Source organism: Pseudomonas sp. FW300-N1A1 (assembly GCF_058789115.1).
In genome coordinates this window covers 1-15,260 of record NZ_JBYTBK010000066.1, presented here as the reverse complement: position 1 = coordinate 15,260, position 15,260 = coordinate 1, and the positions used below count along the sequence as shown (strand labels likewise).

Genomic DNA, 15,260 nt, shown 5'->3' with positions numbered 1-15,260 from the left:
GTTGGCGGCAAAGCTCTTGGTGTCGTTGATCGCCAAGACTGTTTCGTCCACCGTCAGCGTTGGTTCCTCACCGGTGGCGCTGATGCTCGGTCCGTCGTCCTCGAAGACAATCCTGGAGCCGATTTCGGTGATCGTAATAGAGGGTTGAACCAGCGAGAAGCCACCGATATCAAAATCGGCGTGATCATTGCCCCTGGCGTCGCGGGCCGCCCCGTTTTCGACGAGCACGCGGTTATGATCCGCGGTTGTGGTGTATTCAATCTGGTAGCCGGCTTTAACGCCGGTGATGGTGGCAACCCCGCCAGAAAAGCTGATGCCAATGGCCGGATCATTTACCGATCCGTCTGAATCTTCGATCACCAGCCCGGTACTGATGTTGATGATTCGAACATTGGTGATTGCAACCGGTGTATCACCCGCATAGCCGTTGATGAAATCCACGCCGGGTTCGGCAGCGGTGCTGAATGCGCTGATTTTTACGACAGCACTCTTGCCGCTTTGCAACTGCACGATGTCGAAATTGGCCGACGTTGTATTGTAGACGTCGGTAAAGTCGATGTTGGATTCAACATCTGCTTCGGTCTGACTAAGGTTGGGAACGGTCACATCCTGCCTGGCGCCCGTGACGAACGAAAAGCGAATGCCCTCTTGTTCCACAATCATCTGATTGTTGGTGCCGATGGTGGTCGGGCCACCCCCATGGCTGGTATTGATCCTGTCGCCAGTGTTTATATTGGCGCCGCTTGACTGGTCTGCGGGGTCCTTGCCGGTGGCAATGATGGTGGGATCCGTGATCCGCGTGACACCATCGACAATTTCAGTTGTCGGGTTCGCTTTCGTGAACATCAGGAACAGGTTCTGGCCGGAGGGCACATTAGCCAGACTGAATGCCGAGTCCTGAATGGTTCCGATGAAAACCTTATCCAGCAGATTGACCGCATCGTCGGGGTTGCTGGTGTCCGGATGCTGCAGCGGTTGGTACTGCACGACCCAGATCTTGCCGCCCGTGACCGGCGAACCGGTCTCTTCAATATAAGCCGCGAACACGATCACGCCGCCGGCTTTGCCTACAACGATATTGTTGTTCGAGTCTGTATAGAGAAGGATGGGGGTGCCATCGAGAGTGAGCAGTCCGCTGTCCAGGCCATTGAGCGGCGCGCCAAGGCTGTCGGTAAAGCTGATATCGGTAATGCTTGCTCCGGGCGCAGCGCTGATGCTGAACGCATTGGCGCCAGTGTTGCCCGCAGCCCCCGTATAGCCACTCAAGGCAGCCGCCGTTATGGCACCTGCTCCAAGTGCGGTCAACCGGGTAGAGAAGATCGAGGGCAGGGACGCCACCAGAATGTCATTGTCGTCAGCGTCTCCCGCGGGGCTTGCAGTGGCGGTACCGTTCTGCAACCCGGCAGTTTCATCCAGCGTAACGTTCACACCGGTCACCAGGACGCCCGGAACGCTGTCCGTAAACGACATGGTTGCCATAGCGTCGTCACCCGTGCCGGACACACCATCGGCACCCGCAGAGGCCGCGGAGAGCAGGAATGTCGCGCCTGCCGAGTCGTCGGGGTTCACGTACCACGAGGTCGTGAGGCTGCCGTTGACCTGACCGTCGAGATCGCCGGCGCCGCCGTCGGTCACGTACCAGGGATCATGTCCCTCACCGGTGTTGGTATCGAGCACATCATCGGACGTGCCCCACAGGTTATCCGCGCCGGCGCCAGTGGCGTGCTCCACTTCGAGCGCCACTGTGCTGCCGGCGGCGAAGCCGCTGGCCGTGATGATGGCGGTGCTGCCGGGTGCGTAGTCGCTTAGGTCGGTGGTGACGGTTGGAGTGGTTAGAGGGGTCGAATCGTTCGTGAGCGATGAGTTTTTCTTGCGCGTAGTCATGACTTCCTCCTGAGCAAATCCAGTTATCGAGTCCAGACCGTGGAGCTGTTTTTACTGCATCCCAAAACTATGAATAATCGCCGCAGGTTGTACATCGGCCGATACTCCCAGGCGGAGTAGGAGTTTCAGACTATTGGGGAGGGGACTACTGGGAAGGGGTAGACGGAATGATGCGAAGGAGCGGCGCCGCATATTCCGTTGGTGAATGAGGACATGGCGCCGGTGCTCAAGGTCGCCCGGGCTTTAACGGCCAGCGCGTCGAGCTGAATTTGAGCCAACTCAGGCGGCCAGGTGCGGGGGGCCGCTTTTTTTGACGGCGGTACACGAAGTCCTGCTTGCCGAAGCACGCGTCCGCCTTGCTACTGGACGTCAGCGGTTTAGGGATAAAACACGCAAGGTGAGTTGGGCGGGACGCTTACCCCATGGAATCAGGGGCTCGCGTCTATCAACCTGCAGTGGTCAACTAACCCCGGACTCGACGTTAAGTTCTCTCTCGGCCTTGAGCGCCGGCACCATGCCCTCATTCACAATCGGATTATGCGACGCCCCGCCTTCAGGACATCCCGTCTCCCCCTCCCAAGTAGCCTGAAACTCCCACCCCGCCTGGGAGTATCGGCCGATGTGCAACCTGTGGCGCTTATCCATAGTTGTGGCACGTACCAGAAATAGGTCCACGGCCAGGCCGCGCTCACTGGAATTGCTAGGGAGATCATCATGTCTATTCGCAAAAACAACTCATCGCTAACGAGCGACGACAGTACTTCTACCTTCGTGAGCGATCCGGCTCCCCTATACGTTCCGACCGTCACCACCACAGCCAGCACTCCGAGCGTCCTGGCGACCGGCGTGAACGTTACGCTGGACGAAACGGCCGGGTTGCAGAACGGCACCGCCACTACAAGCCCTGCGGGAGACGCTGACGACAATGACATTCTGGTGGCGTCCCTGCCCTCGATCTTCTCTACCCGGTTGACCGCGCTTGGGGCAGGTGCCGTCACGGCGGCGGCCTTGAGTGGCTATACGGGGGCGGTGGGCGATACGGGTAGTAATGCGTTCAGCATCACCCCTGTGCCCGGAGCAAACATTACCGATATCAGCTTCACCGACAGCCTTGGCGCACCGCTCAATGGCGTGGACAGCGGACTGGATACCCTCGAAGGCGTCAATATCCTTCTCTATACGGATACGAACAACAACATCGTTGTGGGTCGAGCCGGGGGGCCGGCCGGCGCGGTCGTGTTCGCTGCCTATATTGAAGAAACCGGATCGCCGGCCACGGGCGGCAAGATCTGGGTCGTGCAGTTCGAACCGCTCAAGCATCCGGACGCTAGCAACCCCGACGATGCGGTCGATCTGTCGGGTATTGTTTTCATCGGAACCAGTCAGGACCTGGAATTCAGTCTGGCCGGTGTGCCCTCCGGTGCGAACCTCTTCCTGATGTTCACGAAGGCGAACCCGACAGTTGTCGATGACGCTGGTGTCTTGAGGATCACGGACCCCACCATCATCGCCACCGGCAAGGACCCCGCAGACCAGTCAAGCGGCGCCAATATAAACACTGGCGACACGATCATTACCAGCCAGGCGGCTAACCCGACCACCTTCGGCACCAACAACCAGATGATTACGGAACAGGACGGCATCCGCTTTTCGTTCGTCACGGGCGCCAGGCAGGATGTGACCATTCCCAACCTTAGTCAGAACGAAGCAGATGTTGAATCCAACATCGACTTTACCGCCGTCTTCAATGCGAGGATGGCCAATTTCGACGTCGTGCAGTTGCAAAGCGGCAAGAGTGCTGTCGTAAAAATCAGCGCATTCAGCACCGCCGCTGAACCTGGCGTGAATTTCATCAACGGCTATGCGAATGACACGCCGGTTGGCATCACCAATGTTCGCGTCTTCAACATCAGCACCGGGCAGGTGATCGAGAATTCAAACGGATCAGTGAATGATCCGGCCATTACCATCAGCTTCACCGGTGGGGTTGCAACCATCACCGGCGTTAAAGCCGGCTACCAGATTGAATACACCACGGCGGCGGATCACAACCGCGTACTCGTCGAGAACGGGGCGGCCCTCGATGCCAGGGGCAATACCCACGCCGATTTTGATATCGGTGGCTTCACGCTGCTCCAAACCGCTGTTTCGACCGCCGAAATCGGCTCCAAAATCATCTTCGAAGATGATGGCCCAACACTCGCGTTCGGCAACCTGATCGGGACCGGTAGCGTCCTTCCACAATATGGGTTCTGGGACAAGTCGGCCGGAGCCGACGGGCTGGGGGCGACCGGTCTGGATATCTCGTTGGTGAATGGCCAGTTCACCCTCGTCAGGCCAGACAACACGACCACGACCGGGACCGGTACGCTCAACGAGCTGGCGCCCTCACCGGACGCCAATGGCGCGTACCAGTTCGCAGGGGAGTTGACTGGTGATTTCGACAACAACATCGACACGGCGGATACCACCGTCGACTACACGCTGACCGCTTTTGCCGATGGCCGCTATGCACTGGATCTGGTGCAAGGCTTCCGCTCGACGATCGTGCTCAGCAGTGCCGACGGCTCGCTCGCTGCCGGCGGCCCGGATTCGGTGCGCACATTGTTAATTCCGGAGACGGATAACCCGGCTATTCCTTCGGCATCCGAGGAGATTGTGTTCTTTTCCGCGAAGGCGCTTGCGTCGACTGCGGACATCCTGACCGGCATCGGACTCGGAGCACCCGACCCCACCGAAACCACGCTACAGACCAACCCTCTGCCGTCGTACATCGACCCGGCGGCCATGAACGTCAGTACCTCCGGCATCGGCGTCGCCAACAACGTTTTCCAAGGAGACAACCTGGTGGCAATCAGCGCCGCCGATGAAAGTTTCGTCGTCAATCCGGAGAGCCTGCTGACGGGCATGAAGGTCTTCATCGACAACTCCGTGGCGGGGTACAACACGGCAACCGAGGACCTGTACTACAGGATCTACTACGAGGATGGCACGTTCTCGAACCTCATCGAAGTGAACAGCCTGACTCCGGAGGCCGGCGGGCAGGTGTCCTTCCTCATTGAGAAGGAGGGTACGGCGCTGATCGACGCAGTTCAGCTCACGATGGGCCGGGGCGATATCAAGATCCCGGTGATCCAGTTCATTCAGCAGAGCGAGAGCCTCGCCAGCGATATCAAGCTGGCGTTCAGCGCGACGCTGACGGACAAGGATGGGGACTCGGCATCAAGTACGTTTGACGCCAACCTGTTCGCCAACGACTTGGTCGGCGCCTTCGACTACACGCTGGTGGGTACGGGCGGTGAGCGTGATGCCTTCAACGTCGATTTGTCATTCGATGAGAACCTGTACCAGGTCACCGGCTTCGATGCGGGCGCCAACCTGCGAGACACCCTGGTGCTCAACGGCGACCAGAACGCCGTTGTCCAGATCGACAACAGCGGCGCAGACAGCATCGTGACGGTTGCCGAGACAGGCGGACAAACAACGACCATCACCTTGGTCGGGGTCGATCTGCTGAATACCGACATTGTTTATGGCAGTGCCTGAGGCAGCGCGGGTAAAAGGATGCGAGGGTGGCGTAGGAACCACCCTCGCATTGCTTCTGCAGTTCGAATAGGAGATCCGCACGATCGCATCCGCTGTGAACGCTCGAGCACCACCAGGCTTGAAGAGCGCAGCGCCACACCAAGCAACGGCCTACCCTCTCCAGAAACACGCCAGGGACCCTGACAATTGCGTGCATGGCGCTCACAGTAGGGTTGCTTTCGGCCCAACTCAGACATTAATTCGAGACCGAAGCATAACCATTTTCATTGCTTGAACGGCGCTCCTGTCTCTTTAGATGTGCACTGGTCTAAAGTATCTGAGGAGCAGAACCGTGATCACCGAGGCTCCTTAGACACACTCGAGCTTATCGCGCAAAAACTCGATAAACCGTTGCGTCTTGGCCGGAAGCAGCCGGGTCTCGGTTAGCGCATAGACAGAGACGGGGGACGCTTGCCACTGCGGCAGGACTCGCTGCAATGTTCCATTCGAAACGTCCTGGGCTGCGATGCCGGCCGGCAACAAAGCAATCCCCAGATCCAGCGACGCCAGACGCCGGAGCATCCCAACGCTGTTGAGTTCGAATCGTCCGCCCACCGTCACCTGCTCATTTCCCGCCGCGCTCGACAGCGTCCAAAGATCAGCACCTGGTCCGCGCATTCTCAGACATTCATGGTCCGTGAGCTGTGAAGGATGATCCGGCTCCCCAAACAGCTCCAGATATCTGTGCGAGGCGTATAAACCGCGCTGCAGACTCGCGAGCTTGCGGGCGATCAGGTTGGAATCGGGCGGTTCGCCCATGCGAATGACAACGTCCACCGGGTCGCTGATGAGATCCACTTGGCGCGGTGTAAGGTCGAATTCGAAGCTGATCCCGGGGTACTCATGGGCAAACTCCGCGATCAGCGGTGCCAGGTAGATAGTGGCAAAATCCACCGGCAACGAGGCCCGCAGCAGACCGCTGGGCCGGGCCAGCATTTCGCCCAATTGCTCATGGGCCAGCCGCGCTTCTTCGACAATCCGCTTACAACGCTCGAAGTACAGCTGCCCCGCTTCGGTCAGCTCGATTTTGCGTGTCGTGCGATGCAGCAAACGCAGACCGATGGCCTTTTCCAGGCCGCTGATCCTTCGGGAAAGTGTCGAATTGGGCATGCCCAAAGATTCCGCAGCGCCGCGAAAGCCACGCATTTTCACGACCTCCACAAACAAGGCCATATCGTTCAGGTACTCCAAAAGATTGCTCCATTAATGGATCAGTGATTTCAGTTTTACCGGATTTATCCCGTATTCGGATTGATTGATGATAGCTACATCACTGATGAGGAGTACCGAAATGAACGCGCTTTTTTCTGAAGTCCAGGTGGGCCGCTACACCCTCTCCAACCGTATGGTCATGGCGCCCATGACGCGTTCGCGCTCCGACGACGCCGGCGTGCCGACTGATCTGGTTGCGACCTACTACGGGCAACGGGCGAGTGCCGGACTGATCATCTCGGAAGGCGTGTTTCCCGTCGCACTTGGCAAGGGCTACACACGAACGCCGGGGATCGAAACCACTGAACAAGTGGCGGCCTGGAAGCGTGTGCCTGAAGCCGTGCACGCTCGCGGTGGCCGCATCTTCATGCAACTGATGCATTGCGGTCGCGTGTCTCACCCCTCGCTGCTCGCTGACGGCGCTCATCCGCAGGCGCCTTCGGCCGTCAAGCCTGCCGGGCAGACCTACACCGCCGACGGCCTACAGGACTTCGTTATTCCGCACGCACTGACCATCGTCGAAATCGCGTCAGTCGTCGAAGGCTACCGTCAGGCAGCACGCCGTGCGATTGAAGCCGGTTTTGATGGTGTTGAGTTGCATGCCGCTTCGGGCTACCTGCCTGAGCAATTCCTTTCCACTGGTAGTAACCAGCGTGATGACGAATATGGCGGCTCAGTTGAAAACCGCGTCCGGTTTGTGCTGGAAGTGCTTGCCGCCATGGTTGATGAAGTCGGCAGCGATCGTGTCGGCATCAAGATTTCTCCCGAGATGAATTTCAACGACATCGTCGACGCCAATCCGCAAGAAACCTACACCCACCTGGTCGAGCAACTGCGTGGTTTCAACCTGGCTTATCTGCATGTGGCGCTGTTCGGCGCCACGTTCGACTACCACGCAGCGCTACGCCCTCTGTTTGAGGGGCGTTACCTGATCGGCAGCGGCCTCGATAAAGTCAGTGCAGAAACCTTGATCGCCAGTGGCCAGGCGGATGCGGTTGTATTTGGCGGCGCGTTCCTTGCCAACCCCGACTTGCCTGAGCGTTTCCGTACAGGCGCCGAACTGAATACTCCAGACAAAAACACCTTCTACGCGCCGGGCGCGGAAGGCTACATCGACTATCCAAGCCTGGCCCAAGGGGCCTGAGGAACATCGCCATGCTAGCCACCGCACGCTTGCAGCGCATGAACCACGGCAGTCGATTCAGGGCTTTCACTCTGCGCGGTGACAGGTACGCGAAACCGATCGACCCGTTCCTGGGTGTCGATCATGCCTGGATCAGTGGGCCGACGTTTCCAGCCCATCCTCATGCGGGATTCTCCGCCGTGTCTTACCTGTTTCTCGATTCGGAAACCGGCATCGATAACCAGGATTGTCTGGGCAATCGCAACCTGATTCGACCCGGCGGCCTGCACTGGACAGCGGCGGGTAAAGGTGTGGTGCACGAGGAAGTCCCGGCCGAGCCGGGCAAGACTGTGCACATGCTGCAAGTCTTCATCAACTTGCCGGATGATAAACAGGCGCAAGCACCTTTCGTCTTCAGTGTGGAAGCGCAGGATGTATCGGTCGTTCATCTGCCTGGAGCGAAAATCCGAGTGCCACTGGGCAGCTTCGAGAGCGTGATATCGCCATTGTCGTTACCCACGGATGTGCGGCTTCTGGACATATCTTTGGAAGGTGGTCACGCGCTGAACATTCCAATTGCGCCAGGGCACGTAGCGTTCGTGATGCCCATTGACGGAAAAATTCACGTCGATGGCCACCCCTTCGACCTGAATCAACCGCAGGTGCCGGTCAATCTCCCTCAGGCTCCGGACCGGATTGTGAAATTGACTGCGCCTGCCGGGAGCGCCAAGGCCGTTGTGTTTTCCGGCACGCCATTGAATCAACCTGTGCATTGGCAAGGCCCGATGGCGCTCGCCTCATCGCAAGCGCTGGCCGCTGCGGTAGAAAGCTACCAGCGCGGTGATTTCGGACATTTGAACGTTGTTTGATTCCACCACCGGGGGATTGCCCCCCCCTGTAATTGCCAGGAGAACCACCATGACCTACGAAAAATTCAGTGCTGACAATGCTGCTCTCCTGCTGATCGATCACCAGGTCGGCACCATGGGTTGGGCAAAGTCGATGCCTTTTGAAGAACTGAAACGCAATGCGTTGATGCTCGCCAAATCGGCTCGAATCCTGAAGATGCCGGTAGTCCTCACCTCCAGCATGGAAGAACATGCGCAGGGCCCGCTCCTGAGCGAGCTGGAGCAGATCCTGCCGGCTGAATTTGCCGGTCGCATCCAGCGACTTGGCATCGTCAACGCAATGGACGACGAACACTTCGCCGCAGCGGTGAAAGCCACCGGTCGCAAAAAACTCATCATCGCCGGCGTCACCAACGACGTCTGCACCGTTTACCCGGCACTCTCGCTGGTGTGCGACGGTTATGAGGTTCAGGTGGTTGCCGATGCCGACGCCTCACCGACAAAAATGGCCGACGACATCGCTTTGCGCCGAATGGACAAGGCCGGTGTCACGCTCACCAGCACCAACCAGCTGATTGCCGAGCTGGCGGGCAGTTGGGCGACGCCAGAGGGTGGCGAGTTAGTTCAAGTGCTGATGGAGTCCTTCGGTAACTGATTGGGTTACGTCTGTGCCCGGGAAAGTGTGCGATCGCGCCTTCTCGGGCAATGACCATTGGTTCTCTCTCGAAATGATACCCGCGTTGAGCCTGAAGCATTCTTTGAGTGAACGTCCGCTTCGCCCCCTGAGGCGCCAAGGTAACCCGAAGGTATCTCCGGGTACCGTTAGATACGGGTTCAATTCGGTCACGGCTCAAGTTGACCGGTGTTAGATCCGGAGATTCTGGTAATCCTCTGGAGGCCTTACAGAACAAAGGCTGCACTGCCTTTCAAGAAACAACCTTACGAGAGGATTAAAAAACGCCTATAGCTGAGTGCCAAACTCCATCGGCAGACCGAGCCTCTGCGGCTGATGGGTAGCGCACAAAGGTCTGGAGCCAGCCCTCCCTGTCGGCGACTCGCTGAACACCTCTTTCCTCTAAAAAGACGTATTTGTGTTTGCGTGTGACCGCGTAAGCGCTTGGGGATTTATTGTCGCTGGGGCGTGAGGGAAACACTCGGTGACAATCGGGCTAGCGCCCGTCGAAAACGTTCCACTTTGGCCACATCTCCCCGGGTTCGGTGGGTAATGACGCCATAGGCGTACGTCAGTGCGCAAACGCTTCAGGGTATTTGTCCAGGTAGGCATCATTGAGCTGCGTATCCTGGGAGCGCATGAAAGTTTTGAAATCGGGTACCAGAAAGACCAGCAGAGACAACAGCAGCACCATGACACCCAGCAGCGTGATTGTCAGTGCGACTCCCAGATTGGCGATCAGGGTGTTCATCGCGAAACTGCCCAGGGGGCTAGCTGCCGTAGACAGAAATGAAACCGTGGCAAAAATCCGATTGCGATGGAGCTTGGGTGTCGCCAGCAACCTCACAGCGGAGGTGGGGATGTTGATCAACATCAGGCCGACGCCGCCGCAGAAAAAGGCAGCGGGCACGATGAACGACGATGAAACGGTGCCGACCACCACCAGGTTGCCCCCCAGTAATGCAAAACCTGCGGACACACACATGTCACGGGGGACCCGGTCGGATAACCAGCCGATGATCTTGTAACTGCCCGCCAGAATGCCCAGTCCGAAGCACGAATCCAGAAGCCCGACGTAAGTGACCGGGTACTGGATGACGTCCTTTACGTACAGTGGGATCAGGATGGTGAAGAACGGAAACAGGGCAAAGTTGATCAGCATTGCAATGATGGCCAGGTAAAATTCGACTTTCACTCCGTAAACCACTTTGAAGCCGGAATAGATCATGCTGAAGCCGCTGGCACTCGGGGATTTTTCGACTTGGCCAGTGGCACCGATGTGGCTCGGGATGGTCGCGATCAACGCCCCGGCGATGAGAATCGCAATAAAATCGGCGGCAAAGGCGAACGTGATACCGAACCCGTAAATCAACCCGCTGGCCAGTACCGGCCCCAGCAAATTGGAGAAGGACGACATCACGCTTTTAGTCCGAAAGGCCTGGGAGACTTTATCGTCGTCTGCAAACAAAGGAATGATCGACGCCTGGAGAGGGTCGCGCACGCCGACGATCGCACTGCTGATCATCATCAGCGCGCCCACCGTCCAGGGGCTGAACGACCCCGTGGCGGATAGCACCACCATCAACAGCGCTGTCAGCAGGCTGATCCATGAGGCCAGCTTGATGATCAGGATTTTGTTGTACTTGTCCCCCAGCCATCCCAGCAGGGGTTTGGCTAACACCTCCGCTGCGATGGAACAGGCAATCATGTTGGCAAAATAGAGCGCAGAGCCTGTTTCCTGCAAAGCCCACCAGGCCACCGCCAGTTGATTGCACCGCCCCCCCAGAACCATCAGCAAAAAGCTGAACTGCACTTTCAGCAGACGCCGGCCGATGCCGAGAAAGCCCCACGTAATGCCTGAAAAAATTGCACTCATTGACGTACCTTTGATCCGGATAGGGCGACTGCGCAAGCAGGGGCGTTCAAGAAGCGACGGGGTGACGTTCACCAGGGTAAATTTCCAGATATCGCTCTATGCCACCCTCAAGGCTATAGAGTTCCGCTTCCTGGCTGACGCTGCGAACTACAAGCAGGGCCGCCTTGCTCCTGACGCCGGATTTGCAATAGAAAACGATACGGCGGGTGGTATCGAGTTCTTCCTGGCGCTTGATGATGTCTTTGAGCGGAATCAGTCTGCCGTCCAGCCCGGTCCGGTGTCCAAATCATTGATTGCACTCACCTGTGTCGAGAGCTTGAGCAGCCAGTGGGGTATTTCAACTCTCAACTCAAGCGCAACAATCTGGAAACTGCGCTCTCACTAGGGGCCTGGCTGAAGGACTACAACTTTGCGTTCTAGCGAACCTGTTCGGCCAGAGCACCTTCGAGTTGAGGCTCTCTGCTGAAGTCGAGCATGGAAATAAAGCTGTCCATCAGCGGTGATTCGTTGTGGGTATTCCAGCTCATGTACAGCCCGACGGCAGGGTTGGGAGACTCTGTCACCGGGAGGATTCTGCGAAACAGAACCTTGTCGCGCATGATCGAGTTAGCGATGGATTCGGGCACCAGGGCCACGCCGAAACCGCAGGCCACCAGGCCGATCAGGGTGTGGATCTGCGCGGCTTCCTGCACCACTTTCGGGTAAAAATTAGCGGCTTCGCACATGGCAATGAGCTGGCTGTGATAGCCAGTGCCCAGGGCTTCGGGTGTGAACACGAAGTCTTCGCCGGCGAAATCCCGCAGGTCGATTTGCCCGGTCTGCGCTTTTGGATGAAGAGTGGGCAGCGCCATGACGATTTCTTCTTCGAGCAGCAAGCGCGATTCGACGTTTTCCGCCGAAATGGGCAGCTTGCGCATGAAGGCGATATCGGCCTCTCCGGACAAAATCGCCTTGGCCTGGCTGGAGGACGGCATTTCCTTGATGATCAACTGGACCTTGGGAAAGGTTTCGCGAAACTGCCTGAGGGTGTTGAGCAACGATTCGTAGTAAGAGATGGACACTGCGGTGACAGTCAGTTTGCCGGCGATGCCTTCGGACACTTGGCGGGCGTGCTCCACCCCCAGTTCCAGTTCCTTGAGTGTGCTATAGGCGGAGATCAGAAAGGCACTGCCTGCGGGCGTCAGTTTTACCCCGCGCTTGTTACGTGTGAACAGGCTGAAACCCAGTTTGCCTTCCAGGCGGTTGATGGCCTGACTCAGGGGTGGCTGGGCCATGTGCAGGCGAATCGCGGCTTTGTGAAAATGCAGTTCTTCAGCCACTGCGATGAACTGCCTGAGCAGTCGGGTTTCGATCATTTCTTCCGTTCCTTCATTTGAACTGATCAGTGTTGCCCGCGCAGGGGTGGCATGTACATGGTCAATGTCGAACTCCGGGGTTTATCAAGTGATATGTTCCCTAAACAAGTCACGGAATTTAAGCAATAGTTTGATATGAGCAGGGTATCAACTTCGGTCCTGAATAGTATTAAACAACCTGCATATTCATTGTTAAGGTGAGGTGGCAATCAAGAGGAAAAATCAATGAAATTTACAGGGAAGACTGCAATTGTAACGGGCGCTGGCCGAGGCCTGGGTTTCATCTACGCTCGGGAACTGGCAAAGCTGGGCGCGAATGTCGTGATCAGTGATATCGGTGCGGACAATATCGGCGATGGTGCGGATACATCCATTGCCCTCGATGCCGCACGAACGCTTCAGTCCGAGGGTTATAGCGTCGTCGGTCATCACGGCAATCTGGCCAGCGAGCAGGGTTGTCGGCAATTGATCGAGACGGCCATCGAGGCGTATGGGCAACTCGATATCGTGATTCACAATGCCGGTTGGGTCGGTTATCAATCGATTGAAGAAGCTGAGTCGTCATTTATCGAGCGTGCGGTGGATATCAATATCTATACGCCCATCTGGTTGTGTAAGCATGCATGGAAGTACCTCAGGCAATCTGCTGTTGCGCGCGTGGTACTGACCTCTTCGGATCGGGCGATGTACCAGCAATATGCTCAGCCAGGTCTGGTGGCTTATGCGGCAGGCAAGATGGCGCAACTGGGCATCATGAATGCGCTGAGCATGGAAGGCGCGACAGATGGCATCCTGGTCAACGCGGTATCGCCGGTCGCCAAAACCAGAATGTGGGGCGTGACCGGGGACCCGGACCACCTGAAGCCTCAGTGGGTGGCTCCTGGTGTGATCTTTCTGGCCTCGGAACTGTGTCAGGACACCGGCTACATTCTGCGGGCCAGCAATGGCCAATTCACCGCTATACGGTTTGCCGAGAATGAGGGTGTCGACTATCCCGTCGACCTGGCCCGGGTCAAGGCATCTAGCGCCGAGCAGATTGCTCAATTGTGGGATCACATCAAGGAGTGTTGATATGCCTGCTCAGGAAGAGCTGCGTCTTTTTTCACCGTGTCAGTCTGATCTGGGCGAAAGCCCGGTCTGGGACGAAACCTGTAATTCCCTGTTGTTCGTGGATATTTCCGGAGGGCAGATAAACGTCCTGGACGAACAGGCCAACCTTACGCGGCTTTACGAGTCCCCATCACGGATCGGCGCGTTGGCATTGACCAACGCCGGCAACCTAATTTTTACCCAGAATGCCGGCGTCGCCATTCTGAATCGCTCCAGCCTTCGGGTGAGCACCAACTCGAAACTGGCCATTGCGCTCTCGTCCTATCGTTTCAATGACGGCGCTTGCGACCCCCAGGGACGCTTCATCACCGGTTTGATGGACGAAGCTCACAGCAAAAACACCGGCAAATTGTATCGATATGACGCAAAGCTGAACGCCTCGGTGGTGCTGGACAATATCGGCCTGCCCAACGGCCTGGTGTGGTCAATCGACGGCAGTGAACTGTTTTTTGTCGACTCGGTAGCCCGCGCTATTTATCGCGCCCGTTATCCGGCTACCGGCAACTACCTGGAGCAGGTGTCGGTGTTTGCCCATACACCGACAGACCTCGGTCGCCCAGATGGGTTGGCAATGGACACGGAAGGAGGCATCTGGGTGTGCCAGTTCAATGGAGGCTGCCTGCTCAGGTACGATCGCCACGGTGAGCTGACCCGGACTCTTGAGATGCCGGTCCCGCGCCCCACCAGTTGCTGCTTCGGCGGGGCCGACATGCGCACATTGTTCATCACCAGTGCCAAATTTGGTATGTCGCCTGCCGAGCAGGCCGACTTCCCCGCCGCCGGGAATATCTACAGCATCCGACTGCCGATCCCCGGCGTTCCCCGGCATCGGTTCAAGGAGCCTTGAGGGGTTTATGGCTCTTTTGCGTCGGCGGTTGGTCCACAGCACTGGCGGAGGCAGGATGTGAGCAGACCTGTGACCGTCATGAGATGGAAGTCAAACTGCAGGGTCGCCTGGCCCAGTGGCATTCCAACGCGGTGGCGCCGACACGCAGCAGTCCGTGACCACCACTCAGGGCGCACCGAACAGCATCGTCCAGTAAACGCCCTCGTCGCTACGCGCGTCCGTGGCATAGGCCGCGCCCATCTGGGTAAACATCGGGTTCATCAGGTTGGTGCGATGCTCGGTGAGCCTCGCCCGTGCCGTATTGACCTCTGCCAGCAACGCCTTGCTCTCTGTTCGCCCATCGCCCATATGACTGTCGAGCACCGGCTGCGCCAGCAACACCTGCCACTCAGTCCGGGCGCAGCTGACGCCGATATCGGCGAACTGGCTATCGACCAGAGCCCTACAGTAGTCGCGTTGGAAATTGTCAAAAGCCTCCTCGGCATCCTGCGCGCCGACCAGGCGGATGGTCCGCACCGACACTGCCTGTTTGTGTGTATTGATTAAATCAGGTGAAAACAGTTGAGAGCGGTTAAGTGTCGTGCAATTGGGTAGCAAGACACCAAGCAACGGCCTCCCTCCTCCAGAAACACGCCGGGGACCCTGGCAATTTAGTCGGGGGACGGGTGCGAAGTGTAGTGGTCAACTAATCCCGGACACGACTTTAAATTTTTCCTCGGCCCGCGCTGGAGCCAACCCATCGTTGAA

The 15,260-nt window shown here is 57.7% G+C and carries 11 protein-coding genes and 1 pseudogene; 7 read left to right on the top strand and 5 right to left on the bottom strand.

Annotated features, from left to right (window positions below; genetic code table 11):
* On the bottom strand, window positions 1-1,479 hold a 1,479-nt coding region (locus AC3WQN_RS24885), incomplete at its 3' end, for a DUF5801 repeats-in-toxin domain-containing protein (RefSeq protein ID WP_492606964.1).
* Between the two features lie 1,119 nt (window positions 1,480-2,598).
* On the opposite strand from AC3WQN_RS24885, the gene AC3WQN_RS24880 reads away from it, so the two are divergent.
* The gene (locus AC3WQN_RS24880) at window positions 2,599-5,430 is read left to right on the top strand and encodes a DUF5801 repeats-in-toxin domain-containing protein (RefSeq protein ID WP_103402231.1); all 2,832 of its coding nucleotides are present in this window, start codon (window positions 2,599-2,601) and stop codon (window positions 5,428-5,430) included.
* A gap of 348 nt (window positions 5,431-5,778) precedes the next feature.
* Here the strand turns inward: AC3WQN_RS24880 and AC3WQN_RS24875 are convergent, their stop codons facing one another.
* The gene (locus tag AC3WQN_RS24875) at window positions 5,779-6,660 is read right to left on the bottom strand and encodes a LysR family transcriptional regulator (RefSeq protein ID WP_103402230.1); all 882 of its coding nucleotides are present in this window, start codon (window positions 6,658-6,660) and stop codon (window positions 5,779-5,781) included.
* 100 nt (window positions 6,661-6,760) lie between these two features.
* Here AC3WQN_RS24875 and AC3WQN_RS24870 point away from each other — a divergent pair, with 100 nt between their 5' ends.
* Genes AC3WQN_RS24870 through AC3WQN_RS24860 form a run of 3 tightly spaced genes read left to right on the top strand, consistent with a single transcriptional unit; the run spans window position 6,761 to window position 9,307 of the window.
* A complete protein-coding gene (locus AC3WQN_RS24870) occupies window positions 6,761-7,825 on the top strand; it encodes an alkene reductase (RefSeq protein WP_103402229.1) in 1,065 nt (354 codons plus the stop codon).
* A gap of 11 nt (window positions 7,826-7,836) precedes the next feature.
* A complete protein-coding gene (locus tag AC3WQN_RS24865) occupies window positions 7,837-8,673 on the top strand; it encodes a pirin family protein (RefSeq protein ID WP_103402228.1) in 837 nt (278 codons plus the stop codon).
* Window positions 8,674-8,722: 49 nt separating this feature from the next.
* On the top strand, window positions 8,723-9,307 hold the full coding sequence (locus tag AC3WQN_RS24860) for an isochorismatase family protein (protein WP_103402227.1): 585 nt from the start codon (window positions 8,723-8,725) through the stop codon (window positions 9,305-9,307).
* 589 nt (window positions 9,308-9,896) lie between these two features.
* Here the strand turns inward: AC3WQN_RS24860 and AC3WQN_RS24855 are convergent.
* Window positions 9,897-11,201 carry an MFS transporter gene (locus tag AC3WQN_RS24855; protein WP_103402226.1) on the bottom strand — a complete coding sequence of 435 codons (1,305 nt, stop codon included), beginning with the start codon at window positions 11,199-11,201 and terminating at the stop codon, window positions 9,897-9,899.
* Between AC3WQN_RS24855 and AC3WQN_RS24850 the strand changes: the two genes are divergently transcribed.
* Window positions 11,179-11,586, top strand: a complete 408-nt coding sequence (locus tag AC3WQN_RS24850) for a hypothetical protein (protein ID WP_256587352.1) — start codon at window positions 11,179-11,181, stop codon at window positions 11,584-11,586. The two genes, AC3WQN_RS24855 and AC3WQN_RS24850, sit on opposite strands and share 23 nt — an antisense overlap.
* 31 nt (window positions 11,587-11,617) lie before the next feature.
* Here AC3WQN_RS24850 and AC3WQN_RS24845 read toward each other — a convergent pair whose 3' ends face one another.
* Complete coding sequence (locus AC3WQN_RS24845) at window positions 11,618-12,556, bottom strand: LysR family transcriptional regulator (protein WP_103402225.1); 939 nt, start codon at window positions 12,554-12,556, stop codon at window positions 11,618-11,620.
* Window positions 12,557-12,781: 225 nt separating this feature from the next.
* Between AC3WQN_RS24845 and AC3WQN_RS24840 the strand changes: the two genes are divergently transcribed.
* Both AC3WQN_RS24840 and AC3WQN_RS24835 read left to right on the top strand, forming a co-directional pair.
* Window positions 12,782-13,627 (top strand): SDR family NAD(P)-dependent oxidoreductase, encoded by an 846-nt coding sequence (locus AC3WQN_RS24840; protein ID WP_103402224.1) that lies wholly within the window; start codon window positions 12,782-12,784, stop codon window positions 13,625-13,627.
* Window position 13,628: 1 nt separating this feature from the next.
* On the top strand, window positions 13,629-14,513 hold the full coding sequence (locus tag AC3WQN_RS24835; RefSeq protein WP_103402223.1) for an SMP-30/gluconolactonase/LRE family protein: 885 nt from the start codon (window positions 13,629-13,631) through the stop codon (window positions 14,511-14,513).
* Between the two features lie 165 nt (window positions 14,514-14,678).
* On the opposite strand, the pseudogene AC3WQN_RS24830 reads toward AC3WQN_RS24835, so the two are convergent.
* Window positions 14,679-15,041: pseudogene (locus AC3WQN_RS24830) on the bottom strand (CAP domain-containing protein); the annotation flags it as partial.
* Between the last annotated feature and the right edge of the window lie 219 nt (window positions 15,042-15,260).

Bases quoted from the DNA above. Each gene is read 5' to 3' on its own strand.
- AC3WQN_RS24880 (WP_103402231.1), top strand. From the start codon at position 2,599: ATGTCTATTCGCAAAAACAACTCATCGCTAACGAGCGACGACAGTACT.
- AC3WQN_RS24870 (WP_103402229.1), top strand. From the start codon at position 6,761: ATGAACGCGCTTTTTTCTGAAGTCCAGGTGGGCCGCTACACCCTCTCC.
- AC3WQN_RS24865 (WP_103402228.1), top strand. From the start codon at position 7,837: ATGCTAGCCACCGCACGCTTGCAGCGCATGAACCACGGCAGTCGATTC.
- AC3WQN_RS24860 (WP_103402227.1), top strand. From the start codon at position 8,723: ATGACCTACGAAAAATTCAGTGCTGACAATGCTGCTCTCCTGCTGATC.
- AC3WQN_RS24850 (WP_256587352.1), top strand. From the start codon at position 11,179: ATGCCTGAAAAAATTGCACTCATTGACGTACCTTTGATCCGGATAGGG.
- AC3WQN_RS24855 (WP_103402226.1), bottom strand. From the start codon at position 11,201: ATGAGTGCAATTTTTTCAGGCATTACGTGGGGCTTTCTCGGCATCGGC.
- AC3WQN_RS24845 (WP_103402225.1), bottom strand. From the start codon at position 12,556: ATGATCGAAACCCGACTGCTCAGGCAGTTCATCGCAGTGGCTGAAGAA.
- AC3WQN_RS24840 (WP_103402224.1), top strand. From the start codon at position 12,782: ATGAAATTTACAGGGAAGACTGCAATTGTAACGGGCGCTGGCCGAGGC.
- AC3WQN_RS24835 (WP_103402223.1), top strand. From the start codon at position 13,629: ATGCCTGCTCAGGAAGAGCTGCGTCTTTTTTCACCGTGTCAGTCTGAT.